Annotated in this window: 26 protein-coding genes and 2 pseudogenes; 17 read left to right on the top strand and 11 right to left on the bottom strand. The window is 39.2% G+C overall.

Features of this window, described 5'->3' with window-relative positions:
- Window positions 1-4 precede the first annotated feature (4 nt).
- Together PHI47_RS13640 and PHI47_RS13635 are read right to left on the bottom strand one after the other, a co-directional pair.
- Window positions 5-589 (bottom strand): class I SAM-dependent methyltransferase, encoded by a 585-nt coding sequence (locus PHI47_RS13640; RefSeq protein ID WP_299938545.1) that lies wholly within the window; start codon window positions 587-589, stop codon window positions 5-7.
- Window positions 589-942, bottom strand: a complete 354-nt coding sequence (locus PHI47_RS13635) for a DsrE/DsrF/TusD sulfur relay family protein (RefSeq protein WP_299938543.1) — start codon at window positions 940-942, stop codon at window positions 589-591. The genes PHI47_RS13640 and PHI47_RS13635 overlap by 1 nt, the downstream gene beginning before the upstream one ends.
- Before the next feature lie 95 nt (window positions 943-1037).
- Between PHI47_RS13635 and PHI47_RS13630 the strand changes: the two genes are divergently transcribed.
- From PHI47_RS13630 to PHI47_RS13620, 3 genes and pseudogenes are all read left to right on the top strand, one after another.
- Window positions 1038-1415: a helix-turn-helix transcriptional regulator gene (locus tag PHI47_RS13630; protein WP_299938541.1), complete on the top strand. Its 378-nt coding sequence runs from the start codon at window positions 1038-1040 to the stop codon at window positions 1413-1415.
- A 164-nt stretch (window positions 1416-1579) separates the two neighbouring features.
- The gene (locus PHI47_RS13625; RefSeq protein ID WP_299938539.1) at window positions 1580-4639 is read left to right on the top strand and encodes a Tn3 family transposase; all 3060 of its coding nucleotides are present in this window, start codon (window positions 1580-1582) and stop codon (window positions 4637-4639) included.
- Window positions 4640-4721: 82 nt separating this feature from the next.
- Window positions 4722-5276 (top strand): annotated as a pseudogene (locus tag PHI47_RS13620) (alpha/beta hydrolase); the annotation flags it as partial.
- 60 nt (window positions 5277-5336) lie between these two features.
- On the opposite strand, the gene PHI47_RS13615 reads toward PHI47_RS13620, so the two are convergent.
- Both PHI47_RS13615 and PHI47_RS13610 read right to left on the bottom strand, forming a co-directional pair.
- On the bottom strand, window positions 5337-5933 hold the full coding sequence (locus tag PHI47_RS13615; protein ID WP_299938537.1) for a Crp/Fnr family transcriptional regulator: 597 nt from the start codon (window positions 5931-5933) through the stop codon (window positions 5337-5339).
- Window positions 5926-6378, bottom strand: coding sequence for a helix-turn-helix domain-containing protein (locus PHI47_RS13610; RefSeq protein WP_299938535.1), 453 nt, complete (start codon window positions 6376-6378; stop codon window positions 5926-5928). Before PHI47_RS13610 ends, PHI47_RS13615 begins: the two co-directional genes overlap by 8 nt.
- A gap of 94 nt (window positions 6379-6472) precedes the next feature.
- Between PHI47_RS13610 and PHI47_RS13605 the strand changes: the two genes are divergently transcribed.
- The 6 genes from PHI47_RS13605 (at window position 6473) to PHI47_RS13580 (ending at window position 11341) form a co-directional block, all read left to right on the top strand.
- A complete protein-coding gene (locus PHI47_RS13605; protein WP_299938533.1) occupies window positions 6473-7222 on the top strand; it encodes an SDR family NAD(P)-dependent oxidoreductase in 750 nt (249 codons plus the stop codon).
- A gap of 34 nt (window positions 7223-7256) precedes the next feature.
- Complete coding sequence (gene fabF, locus PHI47_RS13600; protein WP_299938598.1) at window positions 7257-8471, top strand: beta-ketoacyl-ACP synthase II; 1215 nt, start codon at window positions 7257-7259, stop codon at window positions 8469-8471.
- A gap of 52 nt (window positions 8472-8523) precedes the next feature.
- On the top strand, window positions 8524-9033 hold the full coding sequence (locus PHI47_RS13595; RefSeq protein ID WP_299938531.1) for a TetR/AcrR family transcriptional regulator: 510 nt from the start codon (window positions 8524-8526) through the stop codon (window positions 9031-9033).
- A gap of 14 nt (window positions 9034-9047) precedes the next feature.
- Window positions 9048-10283, top strand: a complete 1236-nt coding sequence (locus PHI47_RS13590; RefSeq protein WP_299938529.1) for a glutamate-5-semialdehyde dehydrogenase — start codon at window positions 9048-9050, stop codon at window positions 10281-10283.
- A 66-nt stretch (window positions 10284-10349) separates the two neighbouring features.
- Window positions 10350-10724 (top strand): YbgC/FadM family acyl-CoA thioesterase, encoded by a 375-nt coding sequence (locus tag PHI47_RS13585; protein WP_299938526.1) that lies wholly within the window; start codon window positions 10350-10352, stop codon window positions 10722-10724.
- Window positions 10721-11341 (top strand): TetR/AcrR family transcriptional regulator, encoded by a 621-nt coding sequence (locus PHI47_RS13580; protein ID WP_299938523.1) that lies wholly within the window; start codon window positions 10721-10723, stop codon window positions 11339-11341. Before PHI47_RS13585 ends, PHI47_RS13580 begins: the two co-directional genes overlap by 4 nt.
- A gap of 9 nt (window positions 11342-11350) precedes the next feature.
- Here the strand turns inward: PHI47_RS13580 and PHI47_RS13575 are convergent, their stop codons facing one another.
- On the bottom strand, window positions 11351-12262 hold the full coding sequence (locus PHI47_RS13575) for an AraC family transcriptional regulator (RefSeq protein WP_299938521.1): 912 nt from the start codon (window positions 12260-12262) through the stop codon (window positions 11351-11353).
- A 131-nt stretch (window positions 12263-12393) separates the two neighbouring features.
- Between PHI47_RS13575 and PHI47_RS13570 the strand changes: the two genes are divergently transcribed.
- From PHI47_RS13570 to PHI47_RS13550, 5 genes are all read left to right on the top strand, one after another.
- Window positions 12394-13545 carry an MFS transporter gene (locus PHI47_RS13570; protein ID WP_299938518.1) on the top strand — a complete coding sequence of 384 codons (1152 nt, stop codon included), beginning with the start codon at window positions 12394-12396 and terminating at the stop codon, window positions 13543-13545.
- Between the two features lie 128 nt (window positions 13546-13673).
- Window positions 13674-14510, top strand: a complete 837-nt coding sequence (locus PHI47_RS13565; RefSeq protein WP_299938516.1) for an SDR family oxidoreductase — start codon at window positions 13674-13676, stop codon at window positions 14508-14510.
- A gap of 48 nt (window positions 14511-14558) precedes the next feature.
- Window positions 14559-14966 carry a cupin domain-containing protein gene (locus tag PHI47_RS13560; protein ID WP_299938514.1) on the top strand — a complete coding sequence of 136 codons (408 nt, stop codon included), beginning with the start codon at window positions 14559-14561 and terminating at the stop codon, window positions 14964-14966.
- Window positions 14967-15110: 144 nt separating this feature from the next.
- Entirely contained in the window at window positions 15111-16172 is a 1062-nt protein-coding gene (locus tag PHI47_RS13555; RefSeq protein ID WP_299938511.1) for an NAD(P)-dependent alcohol dehydrogenase, read from the top strand.
- 2 nt (window positions 16173-16174) lie between these two features.
- Window positions 16175-16639 (top strand): nuclear transport factor 2 family protein, encoded by a 465-nt coding sequence (locus PHI47_RS13550; protein WP_299938508.1) that lies wholly within the window; start codon window positions 16175-16177, stop codon window positions 16637-16639.
- Here PHI47_RS13550 and PHI47_RS13545 read toward each other — a convergent pair.
- Both PHI47_RS13545 and PHI47_RS13540 read right to left on the bottom strand, forming a co-directional pair.
- Window positions 16636-17532, bottom strand: coding sequence for an AraC family transcriptional regulator (locus tag PHI47_RS13545; RefSeq protein ID WP_299938505.1), 897 nt, complete (start codon window positions 17530-17532; stop codon window positions 16636-16638). The genes PHI47_RS13550 and PHI47_RS13545 overlap by 4 nt on opposite strands.
- Window positions 17533-17597: 65 nt before the next feature.
- The gene (locus PHI47_RS13540; protein WP_299938502.1) at window positions 17598-18353 is read right to left on the bottom strand and encodes an SDR family oxidoreductase; all 756 of its coding nucleotides are present in this window, start codon (window positions 18351-18353) and stop codon (window positions 17598-17600) included.
- Between the two features lie 254 nt (window positions 18354-18607).
- Between PHI47_RS13540 and PHI47_RS13535 the strand changes: the two genes are divergently transcribed.
- On the top strand, window positions 18608-19603 hold the full coding sequence (locus tag PHI47_RS13535) for a hypothetical protein (RefSeq protein WP_299938498.1): 996 nt from the start codon (window positions 18608-18610) through the stop codon (window positions 19601-19603).
- Entirely contained in the window at window positions 19590-20351 is a 762-nt protein-coding gene (locus tag PHI47_RS13530; RefSeq protein WP_299938496.1) for a hypothetical protein, read from the top strand. The genes PHI47_RS13535 and PHI47_RS13530 overlap by 14 nt, the downstream gene beginning before the upstream one ends.
- A gap of 66 nt (window positions 20352-20417) precedes the next feature.
- On the opposite strand, the gene PHI47_RS13525 is transcribed toward PHI47_RS13530, so the two are convergent.
- A complete protein-coding gene (locus PHI47_RS13525; protein ID WP_299938494.1) occupies window positions 20418-21572 on the bottom strand; it encodes a site-specific integrase in 1155 nt (384 codons plus the stop codon).
- A gap of 622 nt (window positions 21573-22194) precedes the next feature.
- Here PHI47_RS13525 and PHI47_RS13520 point away from each other — a divergent pair.
- Entirely contained in the window at window positions 22195-22515 is a 321-nt protein-coding gene (locus tag PHI47_RS13520; protein ID WP_299938492.1) for a hypothetical protein, read from the top strand.
- Here the strand turns inward: PHI47_RS13520 and PHI47_RS13515 are convergent.
- The 3 genes and pseudogenes from PHI47_RS13515 to PHI47_RS13505 form a co-directional block, all read right to left on the bottom strand.
- The gene (locus PHI47_RS13515; protein WP_299938490.1) at window positions 22512-22892 is read right to left on the bottom strand and encodes a hypothetical protein; all 381 of its coding nucleotides are present in this window, start codon (window positions 22890-22892) and stop codon (window positions 22512-22514) included. The genes PHI47_RS13520 and PHI47_RS13515 overlap by 4 nt on opposite strands.
- 145 nt (window positions 22893-23037) lie before the next feature.
- Window positions 23038-24099: a hypothetical protein gene (locus PHI47_RS13510; RefSeq protein ID WP_299938488.1), complete on the bottom strand. Its 1062-nt coding sequence runs from the start codon at window positions 24097-24099 to the stop codon at window positions 23038-23040.
- A pseudogene (locus PHI47_RS13505) lies at window positions 24083-24669 on the bottom strand (hypothetical protein); the annotation flags it as partial. The pseudogene PHI47_RS13505 and the gene PHI47_RS13510, both read right to left, overlap by 17 nt.

Raw genomic sequence — 24669 nt, 5'->3', positions numbered from 1 at the left:
CTCTCTATGATTTAAAACATTGGATGAAAACAAAAGAGTCATCCATCATTTTGACTCCCGTAGAGGAGCAGTCGCTAAAACCTGCTTGCCGAGCTAACGTTTTAATTTCTTCAATGGAAAAAAAAGTTGCTTGTTTATAGAAACGGTTTGATTCCTTATTTTCTTCATATTGTCGTCCTACTGATGAGTTTTTATCTATAATACCGATAATTAACAACCCATTTTTGCAGATAACCCTAAAGGCTTCTTGTATTGCTTTAAGAGGATCATCGACAAAACAGATGACAGTTATCATTAATGCGAAATCAAACTCCTCATCTTCAAAAGGGAGATTTTCAGCTATCCCGTCAACAGGGTGTAATCCTTTAGAAAGTGCTTTTGCTCTCATTTGCTGTGACGGTTCTATGCCAATATCAATTCCTAACGGGAGAGCGAACTGTCCGCTTCCCATACCAATATCAAGACCATTTTTTGCATTCCCTACAAGCTGTTTAAGAGTTTGAACTTCATCTGCATAAATGTGCGGATTTTTTTCAAACCATTGTTCATACGCCTCCGTATATTGATCAAAACTCTGTGTATTAGCCATTAGAATGTAAGAACTTGTTTACTTTGAATCACCCATTCGGTGAGCTGATCCATAGTCGAGGAAATTTCGTCACTGAAATATGGAGTGTTTTTATAAAGTCCGCATCGTGCGTTGCACGTTCCGCAGGCGCGAACGTTCACACCACGTTCATACAACTTTTTGATCGTATCGTGCAGATCAAAATCGTATATCTCCGGTTTCACACAAATACTGCGCGCCAAATCGACGGCATCGTTCATTAAGAAAATATTGACCTCTTCGCCATTTTTATGAAGACTCTTTGCCAAACGAAGTGCATTGTAGGTAATGTCGCTGCCGTCATAGGGTTCATGATTTAAAAGCAAGGTAATCATAGCAATCTCCTTTAAAAGTATTACATTAGGATATTAGCTAAGTAACTAATTAGCTTGTATGGTATAATAATAAAATCAATCTGTCAAGGAATCTCATGCTCGATATGGAACAAAAGCTCAAGATTTTTAAAGCGCTCAGTAACGAGACCCGTTTTCTGATTTTTAAAAATGTTTTTACGGGGGGATATACTTGTTCACTGGATAAAAAGCAGCCCGGTGTTGAAGTCAATCCCATTGCTACCTGTGTCAGTACCATTGCAGAGCATTTTAATTTTTCCCTTCCGACCATTTCTGCCCACATCAAAGAGCTTAAAGAGGCAAAAATTATCACCGTGGAGAAAAAGGGGAATAAAGTGTACATCGAACCCAATATTCAAACGATTCGTGAAATGGCGGGATGCTTTACAACGCTGGTCAAAAATTTCGATGAAAACCGGGAACTGTTTTTCAATGATCCGGTTGCCATGCAATAAAATGTTAGAACATGGCATGGCTCATTGTAATATATTTACTCATCGCACTCTATATGTTCATTTTGTTCGTCACTTTAGAATTGAACTATGGTAACAAGTAATATCTACACTATTTAGCAGCGAGTCTTTTCTATCATTTTATGACGATCTCTATCGGAGAATAAATGACTTATCTAAAAATCCTCAATCATGCACAGAAAAAAGAGTTCGAAACCCCTCCGGTTCTTAACAATGAATCGAGACAAGAAGTTTTTTCATTACCGCTTCCAATTCAACGTCAGATGGTCGCCATTGACAAAGCTATCAATAAGGCAAGGTTCATAGCAATGTTTGGATATTTTAAAGTGACACGTTCATTTTATGAACCGAGTATGTTTTATGAAAACGATATCGATTATATTGCAAGACGCTATGATCTAAAGATTGACGATATCTCATCAGCAAAAAACACCATTGCCCTCTACAAAAAAATCATCCGGGAACATTTTGGCTATATGGCACCGGATGACAAGCTCAAGCAAAAATTGATCGATGAGTCCCAAAGACTTATAGTTGGGCTCTCTACACCTAAAGCAGTATTCTATGCGTTGGTCGAATCGGCTATTGCTTATCGATATGAAGTACCGTCTTACACTTTCCTTTCTAAAATCATCACCGAAGCGATGAATACGCATCGTGGAAATATCTTCAAGAGGCTGAAGTCGTACTCGGCGCATACGGCATTGCAATCCCTGGAACTTTTTTTACAAACCGATGAAACCCTGCCGGGGCGCTACACTATTGCACGATTTAAGAAGTTTTCTCATTCGCTCAAACCTTCGAAAATTAAAGAAGAAGTCCGTACCTATGAGACACTCCGCAATATACATACCTCACTAACCGATATTATCCGCGATATTGAACTAGAAGAAAATACTGCCCGCCACTATGCCCAATGGGTTGAGAAAAGCGATGTACATCAGATTCTACGAAAAGCAAAACACAAACAGCAGTTCGATCTGATTTGTTTCGTCGCACATCAGACAAGGATACGAAGCGATCAGCTCTGTGAGATACTGGTGCAATCGGTCCAAAGCGCCAAACTCTCCGCTTTGCGTGAACATCAAAATGCCTATTTCCTTCAGAGACAGTCACGTTCAAAAGCTTCTGTTGAAATCGCCGATCTGGTCAAAAACCGCCTGATCCCCAAACTCCACTCCATTAAAAAAATGCTGGTTTCTGATATCAGTTCAGATGAAAAAATTCGCCTTATCGGTGAACAAATCGAAGCGATGATTACCGATGAAGAGGAGAAAAAACCGTATCTGGATGCACATGATGAATTGGAAGATCATATTGGTTATCACACTATACTCGAAGAGCGTTCCCGTAAACTTCAGAACCGGGTTTCTGATATCATTAAAGCGTTGGAATTCGATGAGAAGGAATCCGATAAGTCGCTACTTAAAGCGATTGCCTTCTTTAAAACTACCGGAGGAAACGTTACAGCAAAGCTGCCAATGGAGTTTTTGGGCGAAGAGGAGAAAAACTCTCTACTTCAAAGCAGCACAGACGAGCCGTTTCGAATATCGCTCTACAAGATGTTTCTCTTCATCGCCATTGCAGAGGGAATCAAATCGGGATCACTCAATCTAAAAAACTCCTATCGCTACCGTGCGTTTAACGATTATCTGATTGATATGAGCGAATACACCCGTACGAAGGAACTCTTTCTCAAGCGCTATGGAATGGATAAGCTGAAATCTTCAATTGGGATACTTGATGATTTAAGTGGTGAGCTTGATGGAATTTATCGCAACGTCAACAATAATGTCATCAAGGGGATTAACAGCTTTTTCCATACTAAAGGTGATGGATCATTTATTGTACATACCCCTAAACTCGACAAGCGTGAAGAGGAGGATGGGCTGAATACCTATCTACCAAAAGAGAAATTTATCCCTCTTATTGATGTGCTGCGTCAAATAGACCGGTTGGCTATATTTGGAGTAAAATTTCATCACCATACGAGGACGCTGCACCATCGTTCCCCAAAATCTAATGCCCTCTACGCCTCCATCATAGGATATGGATGCAACATTAGCATCCCAAAAATGGCAAAGATATCCAAAGGGATATCGGTGCACGATATTGATCATATTCGCACATGGTACCTCTCGCCCGATATGCTTCAAGAAGCTAATGACGCCGTACTCGCGTTTACGGAAACACTTAATATTCCTAAACTCTTTCGTGCCAATCCAGACAAAAATCATACCGCCAGTGACGGTCAGAAATTTAATCTCAGCGTCGATTCACTCAATTCGGGGTATTCATTCAAATATTTCGGATTGGGGCGTGGTGTTAGCCGATACAGTTTTGTGGATGAATCGCACCGGCTTTTTTATACGACAGTGATCAATGCCAGCGAGCGCGAAGCAGCGTATGTCATTGATGGCTTAATGCATCAAGAAGTAATACAAAGCGATATCCATTCTACAGACACGTTCGGATACAGTGAGGTTATATTTGCCCTGACCCATCTCCTAGGATTTACATTTGCGCCACGGATCAAGAACTTCAAAGATCAGCAGCTTTATGCTTTTGAACCTAAAAAGCTTTACCGAGATAACGGTTATACGCTCCTGCCAGTTAAGCAGATCAACACCGCAATCATAGAAGAGCAGTGGGAGCAGATACTTCGGTTAGTGATTACAATCAAGGAACGGCGGGTCAGCGCATCACAACTGTTGAAACGGTTGACGTCATATTCGCGCAAACACAAACTCTATCAAGCACTCCGGGAGTTTGGTCGGATAATTAAGACAAGGTTCCTTCTCACCTACATCGATGATGTCTCACTCCGCCAACAGATTGAAAAGCAGCTCAATAAAGTGGAGAACGCGAACAAATTCTCAAAAGCGGTGTTCTTCGGAAACAGCGGGGAATTTTTCTATGCCACCAAAGAGGAACAGGATATCGCGAGCAATGCTCTTCGCCTGATCCAAAACTCGATCATTTGCTGGAACTATCTCTATTTCTCAAACCTACTTGCCAAAGAAAAAGATCTTGAGCAACAAAACAAAATTATCAATGCCCTTAAAAGCGGCTCGATTATCCACTGGCAGCACATTAACTTTTACGGGGAGTACGATTTTACAGAGAAACCAATTGAAGATGAATTCGATATAGAGGCGATAAAGGCGTTATCCGTGTCGACAACTATACCGGAAGTAGAAATTTGATTTATAGAGGCTCGTAGAATGACTTTAAGCTAATTTTAAAGCGCATAGGGAAAAAACCCTATTTGTAGGTTTACACCCAACTTTAGTTGGTGAATCGATTGGTGGGGTCTTGGCACTAAGTGTTGCTAGTACGCTTCCAGATCGAATCACTAAAGTCATCTCTTCAAATCCTTATGACTACGACACTCGCTATGCAGATGGAGTTCGTAGAGGTAATTTCTTTGCCAACTTTATGCTTGCTAATTACTCGGTTCCTGGATATGGTGCCATCATGGCAAAACTTGAAAATCGGTTGTTTTTAGGGATGGTGCTCAGCGGCGGTTTTGCGAATAAGAGTGGGATGCCGGATGATTTGCTGAGCAAGTTAAATACGGCAGGTTATCGCGAAAATTACCGTTACGTGGAACGCAATGTTTTTGAGAATTGGGAATCATGGGGAAAAGCTCGTAATTTTTATGCTGGCGTAAAGGCACCGGTGACGCTGGTCTATGGCGATCATGACTGGTCTACACTGCAAGAGCGTGAAAGAACGGCTAAAGAGCTTGGCGGTGTACATATCATCACTGTTGAGAATAGTGGGCATTTTGGTTTTGTTGATAATCCTCAAAAGCTGATCGACATTGTCTTGCAACATTAATATCACGACACTTGAAATATAAAACATGCACTTGAGCTTATAGGCTTGGGTGCGTATATGTCATTCACACAGATTTATCTTTTTCAACCTGCTTAAATGTTGGGGAGTTATTCCTAGATACGACGCGATATGATATTGCGGAACTTTATGCAAAAGATGTGGGGTCGTCTTTAAAAATCTGGCAAAGCGCTCTTCTGCATTTTCTACCAGTTGGGAAAAGAATTTTTCGTGTACCAAAGAGTATGCCGTATCACTCGACTTTCTCATAAACTCCGACCACTTATGATAGTGTGAACACAAAGTTTCTACATCTTCTTTTTTCATGATTGAAACCGTGCAATCGCTTAGCGCTTCAAAATGAAGTTTTGAGGGAGTTTGATTCAGATAGCTGTCATAATCAAGGACGAATAGATTGGTCATATGAGAGTTTTCATCATTAAAATAGATAAGCCACGTGGTGTCTTTACCGTTTTCGTCGATATAAAAGCCTCTTGCAGTACCCGATTCTATAAAATAGGTACTATCATGTATATGTTCACAATGATGGATCATTTCACCTTTTTTGAAATGCTTTTGAACCATTTTATGGTTAAGTAAATCCACTTCATCACTGCTCAAAGTGATATTTAGGTTCAGAAATTCAAGTAATTTATTCATTATCTTCACTAGTAAAGTACGGTTGATAACGCTCAGGAATCATCTCTTCTCCCGTTTTTCTATCGATCACTATAGGCTCTGCAATCTCTTTAGTTTTGTTACTAATGAAATAACTTTTTACCCCCTTAGGGGCTGAATGTTTATTTCCCCATTCGAACATCACGACGAGTAGGGGATAGAGATCAACCCCCCGCTGCGTTAAAACGTATTCAAACCGTTTATCGCTCTCTCCGTATTTTTGTTTCTCTAAAATACCGGATTCAACAAGATCATTTAATCGTCGAGTCAAGATGTTCGGGGCTATTCCCAGACTTTTAGTGAGTTCATCAAATCGTCTGAATCCTCTAAATACATCTCTGATAATCAGCATACTCCACCACTCACCTACATGCTCTAAACATTGTGCTATTGGGCATGGCATTTCATTATAGCTTTTACGTTTCATACTAATTCTCCATTTTACTTGCATTATTATAGCAAAAATAATATACTTTCATAATGCAAGTAAATTTGCACAGAACTTACTGAAGGAAATAAAGATGCAAATGAAGAACAACACTATCCTCATTACGGGCGGTACAAGCGGTATCGGCTATGAGTTCGCGCGTCAATTGTGCGAAGAAAACACAGTTATCATTACTGGTCGCGATCAGGAAAAACTTGATCTTGCGAAGAAAGAACTAAAAAATGTGCATACATTTCGATGCGACATCGCTAATCCGCAGGAGATAACAGCTTTGTATGCACAGGTTTCAAGAATGTTTCCGGAGCTGAATGTGCTGATCAACAATGCGGGTGTTATGAAAAAGATCGATTTGCAAGAAGAGAGTGATTTAACCAACCTCACACAAGAGATCGATACCAATCTTATCGGAACGATCCGTATGAGTACGCAGTTCTTGCCACTTTTGAAAAAACAAAAGAGTGCTGCAATCGTCAATGTTACCTCCGCGCTAGCTTTTGTCCCTTTGGCGAACTCTCCTGTGTACTGCGCAACCAAAGCCGCATTGCACTCGTTTACCGATTCGATGCGACTTCAACTCAAAAATACGGACGTGAAAGTTTTTGAAGTGGCTCCGCAATTTACGCAAACCCCGTTGATCGATGCTTATGAGAGTAGTAAACAAAATAATATAAATGTCATGCCCGTATCGAAGCTCGTCAAAATTGCGATCAAAAAAATTAAGTGCGGCATATCGGAAATAAAACCGGGACAAAGCGCTGCGCTTAAAATGATCAGTCGCCTTTCGCCGCGATTTGCTCTAAATATGATCAACAAGTCTGCGTAATAACAAATACACTGAATGGAGAAGTATTATGAAAATACACGAAGTTGTAGTTACCGGTTATGGCATGATCAATGGTGTTGGGAATAATGCGGAAGATGCCTTTAGTGCTCTTTTAGCCGGTAAAACTGGGGTAGATATTATTTCTCATTTTGATGCGAGCGATGAAAAAGTTCAAATAGCCTGTGAGGTAAAAAATTTCAATCCTGATGATGTAATGGATAAAAAAGAGCAGAAAAAAGCGGATCGCTTTATTCACCTCGGTCTTTGTGCGGTTGCAGAAGCAATGAAGCGTGCGAATATTGGGGATGATGATATTGATCGGAATCGATTTGGTGTTTGTGGCGCGACAGGTATTGGCGGACTCCCGAATATCGAAAAAAATGTCATTAGCAGTTTTCAAAAAGGTTCCAAAGGGGTTTCTCCATTTTTTGTCCCCTCGACTATCACCAACATGCTCAGTGGGTATGTCTCTATTTATCACGATCTAAGGGGACCGAATCTTTCCAGCACTACAGCGTGTACTGCCGGATTACATGCAATTACGGAAGCGGCTAAAACGATTATGCTCGGAGGTGCAGATGCAATGGTTGCTGTTGGAGCAGAAGCGTGTATTTGCCCTATCGGCGTACGTGGTTTTGCGAACATGAACGCATTATCGACGCGTAATGATGACCCCGCTCATGCATCACGTCCTTTTGATAAAGACAGAGATGGTTTTGTCCTCGGAGAGGGTGCTGGAGCACTGATTTTAGAGAGTCTTGAGTCCGCTCAAAAACGAGGGGCAAAAATATACGCGAAACTATTAGGGTTTGGGGAAAGCGCGGATGCTCATCATATTACAACCCCTTTGGCGAATCATGAAGGTGCTTCAAGAGCAATCAAAGCTGCACTCGATATGGCGGGCAATCCAACGATCGACTATATCAACGCACATGGAACCAGCACTTATTACAACGATTTATATGAGAGTAAAATGTTTGAGGGATTATTTGAATGTGTACCCCCCCTTAGCTCAATCAAGGGCTCAACCGGACACACATTGGGCGCGGCCGGAGCGATTGAAGCAGTAGTCTCTATCATGGCATTGAATGCGAATATTATGCCTCAAACAATCAATTTTGAAGAATCAAGTGAGGATATGCAGCTTGATTATATTCCCAACAAGGCAAGAGTAGCTGAGCTACACACTGTGTTAAGTGCTAACTATGGTTTCGGCGGAACAAATGGAGCTATTATCTTTGGAAAATAAGGAAATCATAAATTGTAAAATATCTACGCGGGACAAACTACTATTCTCCGCGTTGGAGTTATTTTACACACATGGTTATCACAGTACAACGATTGAATCTATTCTTCACTATGCATCCATTCATAAAGGTTCATTTTACCATTTTTTCAACAGTAAAAAAGCAATATTTCTAGCCATTATCAATGAGCTGATAGCCAAAAACATACAGACCAAATATGCTTCCATATATGATTCGAAGCGCCCGCTTATGACGCTTTTTGATATATTGACTCATTCTAACCATCAGGACTTTATCTATAGTTATCTTGTTTTTGAGACAAAAACCCTTGATCGCGATATTGTTAATGACTTGCAGAAAATAACCGCTGCTATAGAAGAATATTATCTTTTCGCATTCCAAAGTGAATATATGGATAACTCCGAACCTTCACGACTTGCAACAATGCTTTTGGCTACGGTAAAGGGTGCTACGTCTCAGTATCAACATACACAATTATATTTTGAAATCATTGAAACGATCAAATCATTACTTCTTAATCATGTACAAGAAAATAGACGATAAAGGAAAAATATCAGATGGAACACTATCTACAACAAGTCAAATCATCCAGTCGTATTCTCTTGAGCATAAGTTCTCAGGAACGAAACCGTATTTTACGGGAAATGGCAGAAGCTTTGCGTCTAAACGCAACAGATATCCTCAATGCCAATACTTCGGACATGAAGCGAGCTGACGAAGAAAATCTTCCATTGGCTCTTAAAGAGCGTTTGATGTTGGATAAAAAACGTATCGAAGCGATGGCGATAGCGGTGGAAGAGATTGCAGCACTTAAAGATCCCGTCGGTCGTATTATAGATGGGTGGGTTAGCGAAGCCGGATTAAAAATTGAAAAAGTCAGCGTACCTATCGGAGTAATCGGGATCATATACGAATCACGCCCAAATGTGACAACCGATGCTGCTGCGTTGTGTTTCAAAAGTTCCAATGGGTGTGTCCTAAAGGGAGGTAAAGAAGCTGAATCTTCTAATACAGTTATTATGCAAGTGCTACAAGAGGTTCTTGCTCGTAATTCACTTCCCAAAGAACTCATAGCTTTGTTGCCAGATTCAACACGAGAAGGTGTCGCAAAGTTCATTCAAATGGACCAATATATCGATTTAATCATTCCGCGTGGCGGTGAAACTTTGATACAGTTTGTAAGCAAAAATGCCACTATGCCGGTAATCAAACACGACAAGGGACAATGCCATTTGTATGTCGATAAAGACGCAAATATACTTGAAGCTATAACTATTGCGATCAATGCCAAAGTGCAACGTCCATCTGCGTGCAACTCTATTGAAACACTGCTGATTGACAAAGAGATAGCCAAGGAAGTATTACCGATATTTAAAAATAGGTTTGAAGAGAATCAAACGATATTAAAAGGGTGTCGGCTAACACGTGAGATTGTTTATGTAGCTGAAGCCACGGAGATCGATTTTAATACGGAATACTCAGACAATATTCTAAGTATTTGTATTGTAGATGGTGTCCATGGAGCAATCCATCATATAACCAAATTCGGTTCAGGTCATTCTGAATCCATTATTACTGAAAATATTACAACGGCTGAGATTTTTATGAATGAAATTGATGCTTCTTCCGTATATGTCAATGCATCTACCCGTTTTACCGATGGCGGGATGTTCGGATTCGGTGCAGAAGTAGGAATCAGTACCAGCAAACTGCACGCTCGCGGGCCAATGGGAATAGAAGGGTTAACGACTTACAAATATAAAGTTTATGGGAGAGGACAGATTCGACAGTGATTTTGTTTATAAAATTGCCACATATAAAGAAAAATGACTTAAAAGTAATAAATACGGAGTTTCAAGTTGAAAATAAGAGTCTATTATGAAGATACTGATGTTGGAGGGGTGGTTTATCACTCTAATTATCTTAAATTTTGCGATCGTGCACGAAACCAGCTTTTTTTTGATGCAGATCGTTCTTTAATTTTTGAAGAGGGTATTTTGGTTGTCAAACACATCGATGCAGACTATCTTAAAACTGCAAAGTTTGGAGATATATTGGAAGTTAATACGACCCTTTTAGAAATAAAAAACGCTTCATTTTGTTTATTGCAAAAGATTTTTAGGGGAGATGAAAAGATCTTTGAGATGAAGATTGATATTGTTTTTATCGACTTTGGTGGCAATATAGCGAAAATTCCTTTGCAAGAAAAAGCATTTTTATCGGGGTTATCATGAATATGAGTCAACTCACTAAAAATAAATCTACCTATCATCATGGTAATCTCAAAGAGTCGTTAGTGTCAACGGCATATGATATGGTTGACAAAAAGGGGATAAAAGCCCTCACTCTACGTGAACTCACAATGAGATTGGGGACATCCAGATCAGCCGTATATCGCCATTTCGATAATAAAGAAGCATTGATTTCTGCCGTAGTTAAGAAAGGGCATGAACAACTTGATTTAGTATTAAGTCCTATTTTTCAAGATAAAACTCAAAGTATTGCCAAACGCTTTGAAATGATGGGGAAAGTCTACCTCAATATCGCAGCAGAGCATCCAAATCTTTATCGGTTGCTGTTTATAGAGAGATACCCTCAACGACAAGAAACAACTAAGTATAAAGATACGAAGCATGTAATGGGCTTACGTTTTCTCATGGCACTTCTCATAGAAGCCCAAGAAAAAGGAGTTATTGCACGAGGAAATTTGATGATTCAACTAACAACCGTATGGGCATCTATGCATGGTTTCGCAACTTTTCTAATTAACGAGCATTCACTAATAAACAATAACCAAGAAGCGATTTATGAATATTTACAGGATGTACTACTCAAAGGATTAAAAGGTTGAAGAGAATATTCAATTTGAACAATCTCCCATCAAGCGTTTTATATCCGCTTTAGGCGGAAATCCGAACATACGAGAGTACTCCCGACTAAACTGCGATGGGCTTTCATACCCGACATCGAACGCGACCTGTGATGCATCAACATTCTGGGTCATAAGGATATGTCTTGCCTCTTTAAGGCGGAGAGTTTTTTGAAATTGCAGGGGGCTCATTGTCGTTATTTTTTTAAAATTATGATAGAGCGAGGATTCACTCATTGACACCGACTTTGCGAGGGACTCGATATCCAGTTTTTCGGCAAAATCATCTTTGAGTTTTGTGATGACTTGTACGATTCGTTGAGTTGCACTTCCATCTTTTAGATATTGGCGGAGAAAGTCCCCTCCCTCTTCATTGATGATCAAATAGAGTATTTCTTTGATAATTAACGGTGATATATGCGGTATATTTTTCGGTGTATCCATAAGTCTTGCTAGTCTTAGTATCGGTTCGAGCAACTGTTGGCTCATATCACCAATATGCAAGCCGTGGTTTGCTTTTGAGGAAGATTTAAAAGGTTGCTCATCGATCTCTTTCATAACATCAAAAATCTGTTCCATAGAAAAGGTGATTTTTAACGAAAGATAGGGGGCGTCTGTAGATGCTTCTGCAATTCTCACTCGTGCGGGCATATGAATGGATGCGAGAAGATAGGAATCAGGGTTATACATCAACATTTCATCCCCGAGACCTAACGCTTTTGCCCCTTGCACGATGACACACAATGAGGGTTCGTATACGGTTGTTAAAAATTCTGTCTCTTTGGTTGAATGATAAAAACTCAAAGCTGGAACTTCGGTTTCAAATAACCCTTCATTTCGACATTTTGTCTGAATACGTTCAATCAGTTCTTGACGGTATATGTCAAACAGTTTTGTGTTCATGATGACTCCTTTTCAAAAGATATTATATACCATTTGCAGAAATAGGCAATGAATATCTATCATTATTCTATCGATAAATTTTGGAAAGATTTATAATATTAGCTCAATTAAAAAATTATAATGGACAATAAATGAAAAATAATTTGAGAATATATCTCTTAACACTAATAAGTTTTTTTGTAGGAACATCGCAATTTGTAATCGCCGGGGTACTGGATAAAATTTCAGAGTCCATGAATATTTCTATCTCTGCGGCAGGCCAATTAATTACGGTCTATGCTATCGCAAGTGGAATCGGGACTCCTATTGTCGCAATGGTAATTGCAAAACACCATCAAAAGAAACAACTCCTAATCGCACTTTCTATTTTTCTTACAGGAGTTTTTTTAACCCCCATTGCTACAAATTTTGAATTTCTGATTCTTGCAAGAATGGTTACGGGTATAGGTGCCGGAGTATTCGTTGTCGTTTCCTATATCCTAGCCTCAAAACTTGCAAAAGAGGGACGACAAGGGAGCGCAATGTCAAATATTGCCTTGGGGTTTAGTCTCTCTTTGGTATTAGGTGTCCCTATCGGAAGATCGATAACCATAATGTATGATTGGCAGATGATATTTTGGACGATTTTGGCATTGGTACTGATTGGAACCGTTTTTATCATTTACCATATTCCCAATATTTTAGGACAAGAAAGGATACCTTTAAATAAGCAATTAAAACTTTTAAATAATCATAAAGTAGTTTTGGGTCTTAGTCTCTCATTTTTTATATTTATCGCTTTTTCAATCATAACTACCTATATCGCGCCGCTGCTTTTGTCAATAAAACCAATTAATGAACATACCTTTAGTTTGATCTTTTTACTCTTAGGTATCGCAAGTGTTATCGGTTCAAAATTGGGTGCATCGTTGGCTGATAGAATAGGAATAGCACCCATTATCTTTACTACATTAACAATCATTATCTTATCTTTTATTATGATGTATCTCTTTTCACATTCATTGCCAATGACAATAATTATGCTTCTCTTTTGGACAATGGCGATGTGGATGTTCGGTCCAACCCAAAGTTATAATTTATCGACTTTGGTGCCCAATGCTTCGACTATATTGGTAGGATTGAACAGCTCGATAATCCAGGTTGGATTTGCCGCTGGAGCAGCACTGGGTGGGATAGCTATCAGTTTGTTCTCTATTAAATCAATTATTCCCATTGGGATACTCAGTGTCTTAATCGGAATTTTAGTATTTGCACAGTTATTAAAAATAGAGCGAAACATATAGATATATTTGCAGAATTAGGCAATTAATATACAAAATCATTCTATCGCGATATTTCATTACGCTCTATAATTATTGTTCGAATGGTTTACCAAATATAGAATAAACAAACATCTAGCTAGGAGATAATTATGAAAAATGTCACAGTCTTAATAGGATCAGGCTCGATAGGTGTTGCAATCGCGCGCCGAGTGAGTTCAGGAAAACATATCCTCCTTGCCAACTTGAGCAAAGAGGTTGCGGATGCTGCTGCTGACGTTTTAACGAATGCAGGGTTTGAGGTCACCATTGAACTCGTAGATATTTCCTCACGCGACCAAGTTAAACGCCTTGCCAAGAAAGCCGCAGCACTCGGAAAGGTTACGGGGCTCATCCATGCAGCCGGAGTTTCACCTTCGCAAGCATCCATTGAGCAAATTTTAGCGGTTGATATGGTGGGTACGGCATACATACTGGAGGAGTTTGGGAATATCATCGCCTCTGGCGGTTCAGGTGTGGTTATCTCCTCTCAATCAGGGCATCGTCTGGGTGCTCTTAGCGATGAACAAAATAGACTTCTTGCAACTACACCAGCCGATCAACTTTTAGCACTTCCGATGCTTCAGCAGGGACAGGTGAAAGACACCTTACACGCGTATCAACTCTCAAAACGGGGGAACTCATTACGGGTGATGGCAGAAGCGGTTCGATGGGGCAAGCGCGGTGCTCGGATCAATACGATTAGTCCGGGGATCATTATCACACCACTTGCAGTTGACGAGCTAACCGGTCCACGTGGAGAAGGTTACCGCCGTATGATTGAGCTTTGCCCGATAGGCAGAGCCGGCACTTCGGACGAAGTTGCCAATCTCGCCGCACTTCTTATGGGCAGTGATGGTGCATTTATCACAGGGAGCGATTTCCTGATGGATGGGGGAGTTACGGCTTCGTATTTCTTTGGAGAGCTCGCTCCTAAAAGCTCTTGTTGATTAATTTAGAAGACGAAAGATGCGAAAATAACCCCCAAGGAGATAATTATGAGTACAAACGATTTAAGTAACAGTGTCATTTTCCCTATTGGTGAAAAATTTGAAAGTGATTATTTTAAAGGTACCGTATGGCTTAAAATGTTGACCCCTTTTGGCTCAGCATGTCCTATCGGAAACGTGACTTTCGAGCCTGGGTGTCGTAACAGATGGCATAAACATGCAGGCGGGCAGATACTTCTTGTGACGGGTGGCAGAGGCTATTATCAGCAATGGGGTGAGCCAGCAAAGGAACTTCATACAGGAGATGTTGTAGAGATTCCCGCTGATGCTAAACATTGGCATGGAGCGGCTAAAGATAGTTGGTTTGCACACCTAGCCATCGAAGTCGATCCTGATAAAGGTCCGGCAACGTGGCTGGAACATGTCACAGATGAAGAATATAATCAATTACAGTAATAGATAGGTTATGAAAATAGAATGAATACTACAGTGTGCTTATACATTATTTGCAGAAATAGGCAATAAATATAGAAGAATTGTCTATCACTCATTTAATCAAAGAGCATACAATTACTATAACTATTTAGAGGAGAAAATATTATGAACGTTTTAGGATACGCTGCACAATCAGCTACTACCGATTTATCACTCTATACATTTGAGCGTCGCGAACCACGCGTGGATGATGTACTCATCGAAGTTCTTTATTGTGGTGTGTGCCACTCTGATTTACATATGGCTCGTAATGATTGGGGATGGAGCTTTTATCCGTTGGTTCCCGGTCATGAAGTTATCGGACGTGTTTTGAGTGTCGGTTCATCAGTGACAAGATTTAAAGCGGGGGATCATGTCGGCGTAGGCTGTATGGTCGATTCGTGTCAACACTGTAAACCATGTGAACATGGGTTGGAACAGTATTGTGAAAATGGTCACACATTAACGTATGGCTCGTATGACCGACATGACGGGATGCCAACATATGGCGGGTATTCTGAAAAAATCGTCTCATCAGATAAATTCGTATTGAAAATTCCTGAGGGGCTTGACCTTGCGGGTGCTGCACCGTTGCTGTGTGCCGGTATCACTACCTATTCCCCTCTTCGTCACTGGAAAGTAGGCATTGGGAGCAAAGTAGCGGTTATAGGCTTGGGCGGTCTTGGTCACATGGCACTGAAACTGGCAAAGGCGATGGGAGCAGAAGTGACTTTATTCACCCGCTCACCGGGGAAAGAAGCAGATGCTCGCCGTCTTGGGGCTGATACTATCGTCATCTCAACCGATGAGGAGCAAATGGCATCGGTCAAAGGGCACTATGAACTCATCATCGATACCGTCCCCGATGTTCATGATATCAATCCATATCTCAATACGCTATCGCTGAACGGAACGCTTGTCCTTGTCGGATATGTGGGCGGATTAGAACCAATACTCAGCACAGTACCATTAATTTTAGGGCGTAAATCGGTTGCGGGATCGGTCATTGGTGGAATCGCTGAAACCCAAGAGATGCTCGATTTTTGCGGAGAGCATAACATCACCTCGGATATTGAGATGATCAATATTCAAGATATCAACGGAGCCTATGAGCGTATGCTCAAAAGCGACGTCAAGTACCGTTTTGTAATCGATAGTGCATCGCTTAAAACTGAACATAAAGGATAAACATGAACCCAACTTTAGAACAACGAATTCAACAACTAGAAGACAGAGCAGCACTCAAGCACCTTGTCGATAAATTTTCAAACCTAGCCGACGACAAAGATGTTGAGGCTCAGATGCTCCTCTTTACGGAAGATGCCACAGTAGATACTTACTTCGGCGATACACTGTTCGCGTCTATGCGCGGACGTGATGAGATTAATCATGTATTCTCTTCATTCTTATCAAACTTCGAAACCGTCTACCATATCAATGGACAGCAAACCGTCGAGATCAGTGGCGACAAAGCCACCTCTGATCACTATTGCATGGTTGTATTAGTATCAAGTATAGATGGTAAAAAGATGAAAAACACCAACGGTATCATCTATAAGGATGAATATGTACGTATCAATGGAGAGTGGCTAATCGCTAAACGTTTGGCTAAGTTTACATGGCGTGATGATAAAGAGCTAAACACCCCTAGCTAAATTAACGCCTGTTTGATCTTTTTAATATCTTGACTTGGTGGAAGCCCAAAATATTTTGCATATTCTCTGCTAAATTGTGACGCGCTTTCGTACCCCACTTCAAATGCAGCGGTTGAAGCATTTATTTGCTTTGCTATCATCAACCGACGCGCCTCCTGTAAACGATTCTGCTTTCGATACTGAATCGGACTCATTGAAGTAATATCTTTAAAATACTTGTGAAAAGATGAGACGCTCATCCCTGCAACATCAGCCAACTCTTGGATATGAATCGGTTCAAATAAATCATTTTGCATAAACCGAATCGCTTTAGAGATACGTCCAGCATTGCTTTGCGCAGAGGCAAATTGTCGTAATGCAGTAGCACTACCTTGTTGCAATACTCGATACAGAAGTTCTTTGTGGTATAAAGGAGCTAACATTTTTATATCTTTAGGTGAATTTATTAAAGAAAGTTGTCGATAAATGATTTCAAGCATCTCGGTGGTTATTGGTTCCATGCAAAGTCCTAAAGAGGCTTCACAATTGTCATTAATATTTAAATCATTATACTCTTCGATAATTTCATAAATTTGTTCTGTTGTGAACGTGATTTGTATCGATAAAAAAGGGTGTGAATTAGAAGCTTCAACGATCTGTCCTGTTACTGGAAGATGTACAGAAGAGATTAGATAAGATAGGGGGTCATACCGATAAGTATGGTCCCCTAATGTAAGAATTTTTGCACCTTGTACGATAACAAAGAATGATGGCTCATAAACCACATGCAGAACTTGAGAAACATCGGATGCCTTGAAAAATTGAATATAAGGTACAACGGTTTTATTTATACCTTCATCCATGGCCTCATTTTCAACAATACGAAGCAGTTTTTGGCTTAGTTCCGACATCATTGTTTGGTGTAATTTCCTCTATCTTTAGATAAATTCTATTATACACATAATGAATCGATTTGTCATTACAAACGCATTCCACCGGTTAACTCAATCCGTTGACCGTTCATCCATCGGCAATCATCTGATGCGATTGCTGCAACGGCTGCACCTATATCATCAGGTAATCCGGTGCGTCCCAGTGCGGTTTGGGATGCTACGTACGCATTAATGTCTTGATTATCTCTTAGCGCACCGCCGCCGAAATCGGTTTCAATCCCACCCGGAGCGATAGTATTGACCGTGATTTTTCGCTCACCTAGTTCGAGTGCGAGATAGCGTGTTATGACCTCTATAGCCCCTTTCATAGCTGCATATACCCCATACCCAGGCAAGCTAAACCGGGTAAGCCCTGAGGATAGATTCAATATCTCTCCACCATCAGCAATATACGGCAGCAACATTTGTGTTAAAAAGAAAGGTCCTTTGAGATGGATGTTCATTAACTCATCAAACTGCACTTCTGTAGTTTCGGCACATGCGGCATTAATACCAATACCGGCATTATTGACTAACAGATTGATTTTTGGAGATGTCCCCCAACGATCATTTAAAACTAGGAGCAATTTCTCTACAAAATTAGCCAATGTATCGGTCTGTGCAACATCGAGTTGCAATGAAACAGCCTTACAACCTAGTTGGGTGATTTCACGGACGACATTTTCCGCTTCAGTTTGTGAACTTTTATAGGTAAGGATAATGTCATACCCTTTTTTTGCGAGATTTAATGCGATACTTTTGCCTAAACCTCTACTACCACCTGTAACTAATGCTATTTTCATGTTATTTCTCCACTAATTTATTTAGAGGGAAATTGTATTATTTTAGAAGTATTAAGTGTTAGAATAATAATCTCTATTTCTTGCCTAATTATCTATATTGGCTGTTTGCTATTTTCAATATAATTTATCTTAGGTTAACCAAATTTAAACTCTAGTATCTATTTCAATTCATCTTATTAGCCTTTAATTTACATTAATTATTCAATATTTACATATTATTGCAAATAATGCCTATTTTATGCTAATATAAGTTTATGAAGTATAAAGATGCACTATTCCATTACATAGAAACTACAACTGGCTATGGCATACAAGAAAAAGAACTCACTATGAGTCTACCGTTATATATTCAAGCTGGATATGATCTATGGAGCTGTAGTCTTAGTGGTTTCGGAGTTGTATTTGCTCATGTTAAAGATACAACTACCGATATGCGAATTCACTATAATGCTGTACGTAAAATTGAGGAAAAGTGCCCCTGCTACGTCGTATTGGTTTTTGACTCTTTAGGAAGCAGAAATATCAATCGTTTAATTGAAAAACGCCAATCTTTCGTCATCATAGACAAATATGTTTATATGCCGTTTGCACTAATGCAAATGAAATCAGAAAAATTACTGCCAATACCGCGTAAAAATTTCCAGTCACTCACTCCCGATGCTGATATGATCCTAATCGGTTATTTGAATAAAAACATACAATCAGGCTTTATGATTTCACAAATTGCTTCCATGATTGACAGAGATATCCGTGCGACATCAGCTGCTTTGTCTATTTTGGAATCATTTGAATATGTGCGAATAGAAAAACAAGGACGTAGTAAACGCATTGTTTTCAATTCACATGAAGATGTCTATGATCGCTTGAAAGAAGAAGGAATATCACCAATCAAATATGTTTTTTATTCTGATTCTCCTATGCTCGATCACCCTATAATGAATAGTGGATATTCTGCATTATCAGTGTTTTCTACCTTAATGGATGAACGTATACCGACAAGAGCAATGAGTTCAAAAATTCGAATGCGCCACTTTTCCGAACTCAATGAATGTGAAAAAGAAAACGCTCGATTTCGTATAGAAGTGTGGGATCGTGATCCATCCATTTTTGCAGTAGACGACAACGTTAATCCTCTCTATGTTTTGCGAACTTTACGAAAAGAAAATGATGAACGTACTCAATACGCACTCGAACTACTCGAACAAGAGATTATGAAAAAATTTGAAGGTAACCAAGATGAAAGAAACTGATTACAGAGGGTTAAGTCATTTCCAGCAATATTGCAAAGATTTAGAGGATATGTACGTTGTTGTAGGGGGCTTTGCAACGGTTTTGCTACTTGATGAAGGTTTAGGTGATGGTCACGGTAAAGCTACTCATGATATTGATCTTGTATTATTAACCACATCATCGGTTGAGATGTCTCAAAGAATCAAACAATACGTCCAAGAGGGTAAATACGAAATACAAAAAGGTGACAAAGATCAGTATCACTATTACCGATTCGTTAAACCTGAGACAGAAGGATTTGCAAAAGAGATAGAACTTTTTGCTTCTAATGAAAACGATCTTCATTTGGATGAAAATCAACGGATTATCCCTATTGATCCGGAAGAGGGTCTCTATTCGTTATCAGCGATCATGCTGGACCCGGAATATTTTGAGATGATCAAAAACAATGTAAGCATGTCAGCAATTGCACCTTGTACCAATACCCAGGCTACTATTATGCTAAAAATGTCCGCATTTTACGATCTCAGAGCAAGAAACGATAACAAATGGAAGAAACATCGGCAAGACATTTTAAAATTATCCTTGCTCTTAACCGGCGATGAAAGGATTCAAATGACCGGTAAAATGATGGAACATTTTGAAAGTTTTATAACTCATTTAGAACAAGAAGTAGATCAAAAAATGATTAAAACCATTGTCAATGGAATGGTTACTATAGATAAAGGGCTTACGCTAGATGCTTTGAAAAAAGTGTTTATTTATTAATAGGGATGACCTGCGGAAACGAAGAGAATAGAACACACGCTAAACTCAAATATGACTTGTTAGCGGTCAAGATTTCGTTTTTGTACCCTCTATCTTTCTCTTCATCATCAACTCCGGGTTGTTCTTCACATAGGATGTAAACGTCGTATTTGTCGACGTGTGCCCCAGCTCCATTGCCACAATTGCCAAATCTTTCCCATCGGCGAGCTCTTTGGTTGCATAACCCCTGCGGATGATATGGCGTCCACTTTTATTAACTCCAATTGCTTTTAAAGCATAGGTGGTGAATTTCCACATATCGACATCGGGCATCTTCTTGTTTGTGTAAGTTCCATTGGCATACGTGCTTGAGAGGACATAGGAAGGGTCCGGCAGAACAGCTCTCATGTAATTAACGAACACTTCAATCTCTTCACGTCTCACCACCACTTCACGGTATTTATCCCCTTTTGTCGTATGATAAGCGATCGTATAAAACAGATGTGTAGTACCATGATCGTCTTTGTATTCGGACTCTTTGATATGTTCCATTCTTAGAGAGATCACTTCATCAGCACGTGCACCGTTTAGACAATAAAGCAATACGATCAAAGCATTGCGATAGGCATAACGCTGCGAACTCTTCGGAAAATGCTCTTTAAAAACATCCGGCCAGTGTTTCATAAAATCGATCAGCTCTTCGAGTTCGTTTTCGGTGACGAAATCGGTACTTCGTTTTTGGACCTTGATCTTGGTGAAGTATTTAAAGATAGGAGTGAAGTCATAGTTGCCTTTGTTGTTTTCACTGATAAAAAGGAGGAGTTGTTTGAGAACCGTCAAACGGTGTGAGATACTTTTCTCGTAACGATAGGCGATTGAGAGCTTCGCATCGTTTTTCCCCCGGTTGGCTTTACGATTGGAAACGACTTGGTTATACTCCTCCATCGAGATCTTTTTAGCTTCGAGATCTTTAGACGCAAGATGTTCTTGATACCACATCAGGTAGTTATTGACAAACTTTGCCGACAACCCTTCCAAATCCATAATAGAATCGTACTGATGAGCAAACTCTATAAGGGGTGTAAGTGCTTCACCATACGATTTACGGGTCTTATCACTTACCCCTTGAGCCACTTTCTCGGTGATGTAGCGATCTCGCCAAGCATCGAGATCACTAACGAGTCCTTTACCGGTACAGAGATCCCATTCGGCTAAATCATCTTGAAATTGTTTTGGTGACATATTCACTCCTGGTTGAACTTTGGTAGACTACAATGTTTCAACATTTTGGTTGAATCTTTTTCAACCGTTTAAAAAAAGCTGCTAAACCTACAAAGGGATTTTTTTCCCTATCCGTTTTAAACAAACCTGAAATTTGATCAACACAGAATTCGGAAAAAATAGCACGCTAAGAAAATCATTCTTACTTCATGGATAAGTCAGGTTTTATTAACTTATCTATACATATTGTCAAATAATTTATATATAGTGCACATATAAGACAATAATTAATTAAAAATAGACTATTAGTCTCTAAAATAATGGCTTATATCCATTAAATGACCTCTATACTTTGAGTAAACAATCAAATCTCATCTCTAAATCCATCGATATTCTCAAAGATTATACCAAAATTGCCTTTTACTTACAAGATAATATTGTATTATCTTAGTATTAATACCAAAACGAAGCCATATTGTGCATCAACATTGCAACCGATCGCTCTATATAGCTAAAGTGTATTATCTATGTGATATATTAATTTATAGTTTGCATAATGTCATTAATATTGACTATATACACATTTATAGCTATTATACTTCTATTATATAGCCATAAAGTCAAATTAGAAGGAAATAAATACATGAGTAGTGAAAAAATAGACCGTAGAGTCGTTTTATCAGCCAATAGTCTCGAAGAACTCTCTAAAATCGCCAATTCACTTGATTTAGACAAAGGGGTTAATGAGCGGGAACGTTTAGGAGCGGCAATTGAGAGTTTGCTCGAAATCAAACGTCTGTTTGATAAAGAATTTATAGAACTGGATCAAACATCCAAAGAGCGTATTCATACGATGATCGGATTTGGGGAATACGGATCGAAAGTGGAAGTAGTTACCTCATCAATCGAAAAGTTGTTTGCCGAACATCGGGAAAAAATAATCAAGAAGATTGAAGCGCTTTAACAAACCGGTGAGATGTATTTTTCTTTGAAGACTAATACATACCCGTTATGCAGATTGATCACCGTTCCATCATGTTCCGGAGTTGCTTCTTTGATACAGATGTAAGCCTTATTGATGACATATTGACGTGATTCGCGTTTTACAATATGGTCGATCAAATAGGTATCGCTTTCGTTTACCTCTACTTCATAATCGGGAAACATAGATTTGAAAATCCGCATCACTATTTTAGGAGAAAGTTCTCGTGACTGTGTACGATACAAATTTGGATTGTCCTGTGGATAATATCGTAGCTCACCGACTTTCATGTTGGGGATGACACCCTTTAAAATTTTATCCCCATCGACATACCCAATCTGTTTAATTGCATACCCCATTTTTATCTCCCTTCATGAATAAACCGTAAGTGTAAAACACATTGTTCATCCAGCCTCAAAAAATGGCATTGTGCAAGATTGTAAAAACTATTTTAATTCTATAACAATCTCATACCGTACATTTCACCCCTGTGTTCCATAAAAATCAATATTGGACACTGTAGCCATTTTTTATTCTTTTTTCCGAGCCAGTATTTCCTAAAGATAAATTCTTGTGTTTATCAGAATAAATCTTCACATCTACAAAAGAATTAACTCTCGCATCAAGCTCTTCTATGCTGCTGATAATGAAGCAAACTCTACAGTGATGAAATAGTTCTTCTATATCCATACTTACGCTTTTAAAAAGATCCTTTTGTTTTCCGTTAATGATTATTAATGGCTTATTCGAAGAATCGTATATTTTCAATTTTCGGACTATAGAAGATAAAACCATACCTAGATAGTTACACCGCATTGTATAGTGATCAATTTGAAAATGGTTTATTTTACCAGGTACCGTTTTGGGCACATTACTAAATTTCTTCAGTAAAGGAATATTCATTCTTTCTAACAATTTAGTAAAATACTTCACACCTAAATCATAATTTGACCATTTCAATACGACATCTGAATAATTCCTTTTGCTGGGATCCTCAAAAAGATACTGTTCCAATAGCAGTCTTGCATCCTGAGCCAGTTTATCGAAGTCAGAATCTGTAAAATAATCATCTGGATATTTTGATTTCAAACTGTCTAACTGATCAAGCTTTTTAAAAAATTTGTTACCTATCCTGGATTTTGGAGTATTAATAATATTGCCAAGAAGCTTAATAAGTTCATCTACATCAAAAGTGGTGCTGTCATCAGATTGGTAAACAGCCTCAAGCAGGTGTTTCAAATAAATTTGTCCGTCGACTTTTGTATCAAACAGTTCGGCATGAAGGCAATCGCAGATATCTTGGATATATCTGTCAAAGTGTATTTTCGAGATCTCTTTTTCTTTAAAAAACTCAAATAAATTGTATTGCTGGGGGACTCGATTCAATTCCTTTTTAAAATTCGGTTTGACCCCATAGCTCACCATATCAAAATAAAAAATCTCGTTGTGACGTGACTCTAACCCTTCCGTTAGCTCGTTAAAAATATCGATGTTATATCCCTGGTCATATCCATAAATCAAAAAACTGTTTTTACTGAGAATGGCTTGCTTAATTTCGTCTCTCATGTGCGATAACCTCTTCAATTAGTTCATAGTGGATGTAACTTCTCATTGTAACGTCCGGAGTTACGTGACCGATTTCGATCGAAAAATTCAAAAGCGCGTCATTGAAATTTTGGCCACTCATGATTCTTTGCATGAACCACCATGTGGCATAGGAATGCCTCAACGAATGAAGAGTGGCATACCTCTTCGTCACCTTAGAAATGATTTCATTCAGAATCTGCGCCTTTGAAAGCTTCATAACGCTATCAAATTTTGAGTGTCCGGCCAGGTCAAAATCTTTAAACAAATACATCTCGTTTTTCTTAAATTTCTCTTTCAAAAATGCATCAAATATTTTTGCGTGTTTCTCGTTGGAAATGACAAACCCTACCCGTCTGCTTGCGTTCGAGGTTTTAAAACTATTGGCTGTTTTACTGTCTAAATCTGTTTTTAGACCTTCAACATTGATGTCTACCGAATACACTGCATCTTTAATCCTACGGTCATAAAGATACAAAGGTTCTCGAATAATATCGGCATGCCTTCTGGTTCTAATCTCATTGAGGCGCATACCTGAGTAATAACCCAGTA

It is taken from the genome of Sulfuricurvum sp. (assembly GCF_028713855.1).
Taxonomy (GTDB): Bacteria; Campylobacterota; Campylobacteria; order Campylobacterales; family Sulfurimonadaceae; genus Sulfuricurvum.
This window is presented reverse-complemented; position numbering and strand designations above follow the sequence as displayed.

Bases quoted from the DNA above. Each gene is read 5' to 3' on its own strand.
- PHI47_RS13640 (WP_299938545.1), bottom strand. From the start codon at position 589: ATGGCTAATACACAGAGTTTTGATCAATATACGGAGGCGTATGAACAA.
- PHI47_RS13635 (WP_299938543.1), bottom strand. From the start codon at position 942: ATGATTACCTTGCTTTTAAATCATGAACCCTATGACGGCAGCGACATT.
- PHI47_RS13630 (WP_299938541.1), top strand. From the start codon at position 1,038: ATGCTCGATATGGAACAAAAGCTCAAGATTTTTAAAGCGCTCAGTAAC.
- PHI47_RS13625 (WP_299938539.1), top strand. From the start codon at position 1,580: ATGACTTATCTAAAAATCCTCAATCATGCACAGAAAAAAGAGTTCGAA.
- PHI47_RS13615 (WP_299938537.1), bottom strand. From the start codon at position 5,933: ATGAATAAATTACTTGAATTTCTGAACCTAAATATCACTTTGAGCAGT.
- PHI47_RS13610 (WP_299938535.1), bottom strand. From the start codon at position 6,378: ATGAAACGTAAAAGCTATAATGAAATGCCATGCCCAATAGCACAATGT.
- PHI47_RS13605 (WP_299938533.1), top strand. From the start codon at position 6,473: ATGCAAATGAAGAACAACACTATCCTCATTACGGGCGGTACAAGCGGT.
- PHI47_RS13590 (WP_299938529.1), top strand. From the start codon at position 9,048: ATGGAACACTATCTACAACAAGTCAAATCATCCAGTCGTATTCTCTTG.
- PHI47_RS13580 (WP_299938523.1), top strand. From the start codon at position 10,721: ATGAATATGAGTCAACTCACTAAAAATAAATCTACCTATCATCATGGT.
- PHI47_RS13575 (WP_299938521.1), bottom strand. From the start codon at position 12,262: ATGAACACAAAACTGTTTGACATATACCGTCAAGAACTGATTGAACGT.
- PHI47_RS13570 (WP_299938518.1), top strand. From the start codon at position 12,394: ATGAAAAATAATTTGAGAATATATCTCTTAACACTAATAAGTTTTTTT.
- PHI47_RS13565 (WP_299938516.1), top strand. From the start codon at position 13,674: ATGAAAAATGTCACAGTCTTAATAGGATCAGGCTCGATAGGTGTTGCA.
- PHI47_RS13560 (WP_299938514.1), top strand. From the start codon at position 14,559: ATGAGTACAAACGATTTAAGTAACAGTGTCATTTTCCCTATTGGTGAA.
- PHI47_RS13555 (WP_299938511.1), top strand. From the start codon at position 15,111: ATGAACGTTTTAGGATACGCTGCACAATCAGCTACTACCGATTTATCA.
- PHI47_RS13550 (WP_299938508.1), top strand. From the start codon at position 16,175: ATGAACCCAACTTTAGAACAACGAATTCAACAACTAGAAGACAGAGCA.
- PHI47_RS13545 (WP_299938505.1), bottom strand. From the start codon at position 17,532: ATGATGTCGGAACTAAGCCAAAAACTGCTTCGTATTGTTGAAAATGAG.
- PHI47_RS13540 (WP_299938502.1), bottom strand. From the start codon at position 18,353: ATGAAAATAGCATTAGTTACAGGTGGTAGTAGAGGTTTAGGCAAAAGT.
- PHI47_RS13535 (WP_299938498.1), top strand. From the start codon at position 18,608: ATGAAGTATAAAGATGCACTATTCCATTACATAGAAACTACAACTGGC.
- PHI47_RS13530 (WP_299938496.1), top strand. From the start codon at position 19,590: ATGAAAGAAACTGATTACAGAGGGTTAAGTCATTTCCAGCAATATTGC.
- PHI47_RS13525 (WP_299938494.1), bottom strand. From the start codon at position 21,572: ATGTCACCAAAACAATTTCAAGATGATTTAGCCGAATGGGATCTCTGT.
- PHI47_RS13520 (WP_299938492.1), top strand. From the start codon at position 22,195: ATGAGTAGTGAAAAAATAGACCGTAGAGTCGTTTTATCAGCCAATAGT.
- PHI47_RS13515 (WP_299938490.1), bottom strand. From the start codon at position 22,892: ATGGGGTATGCAATTAAACAGATTGGGTATGTCGATGGGGATAAAATT.
- PHI47_RS13510 (WP_299938488.1), bottom strand. From the start codon at position 24,099: ATGAGAGACGAAATTAAGCAAGCCATTCTCAGTAAAAACAGTTTTTTG.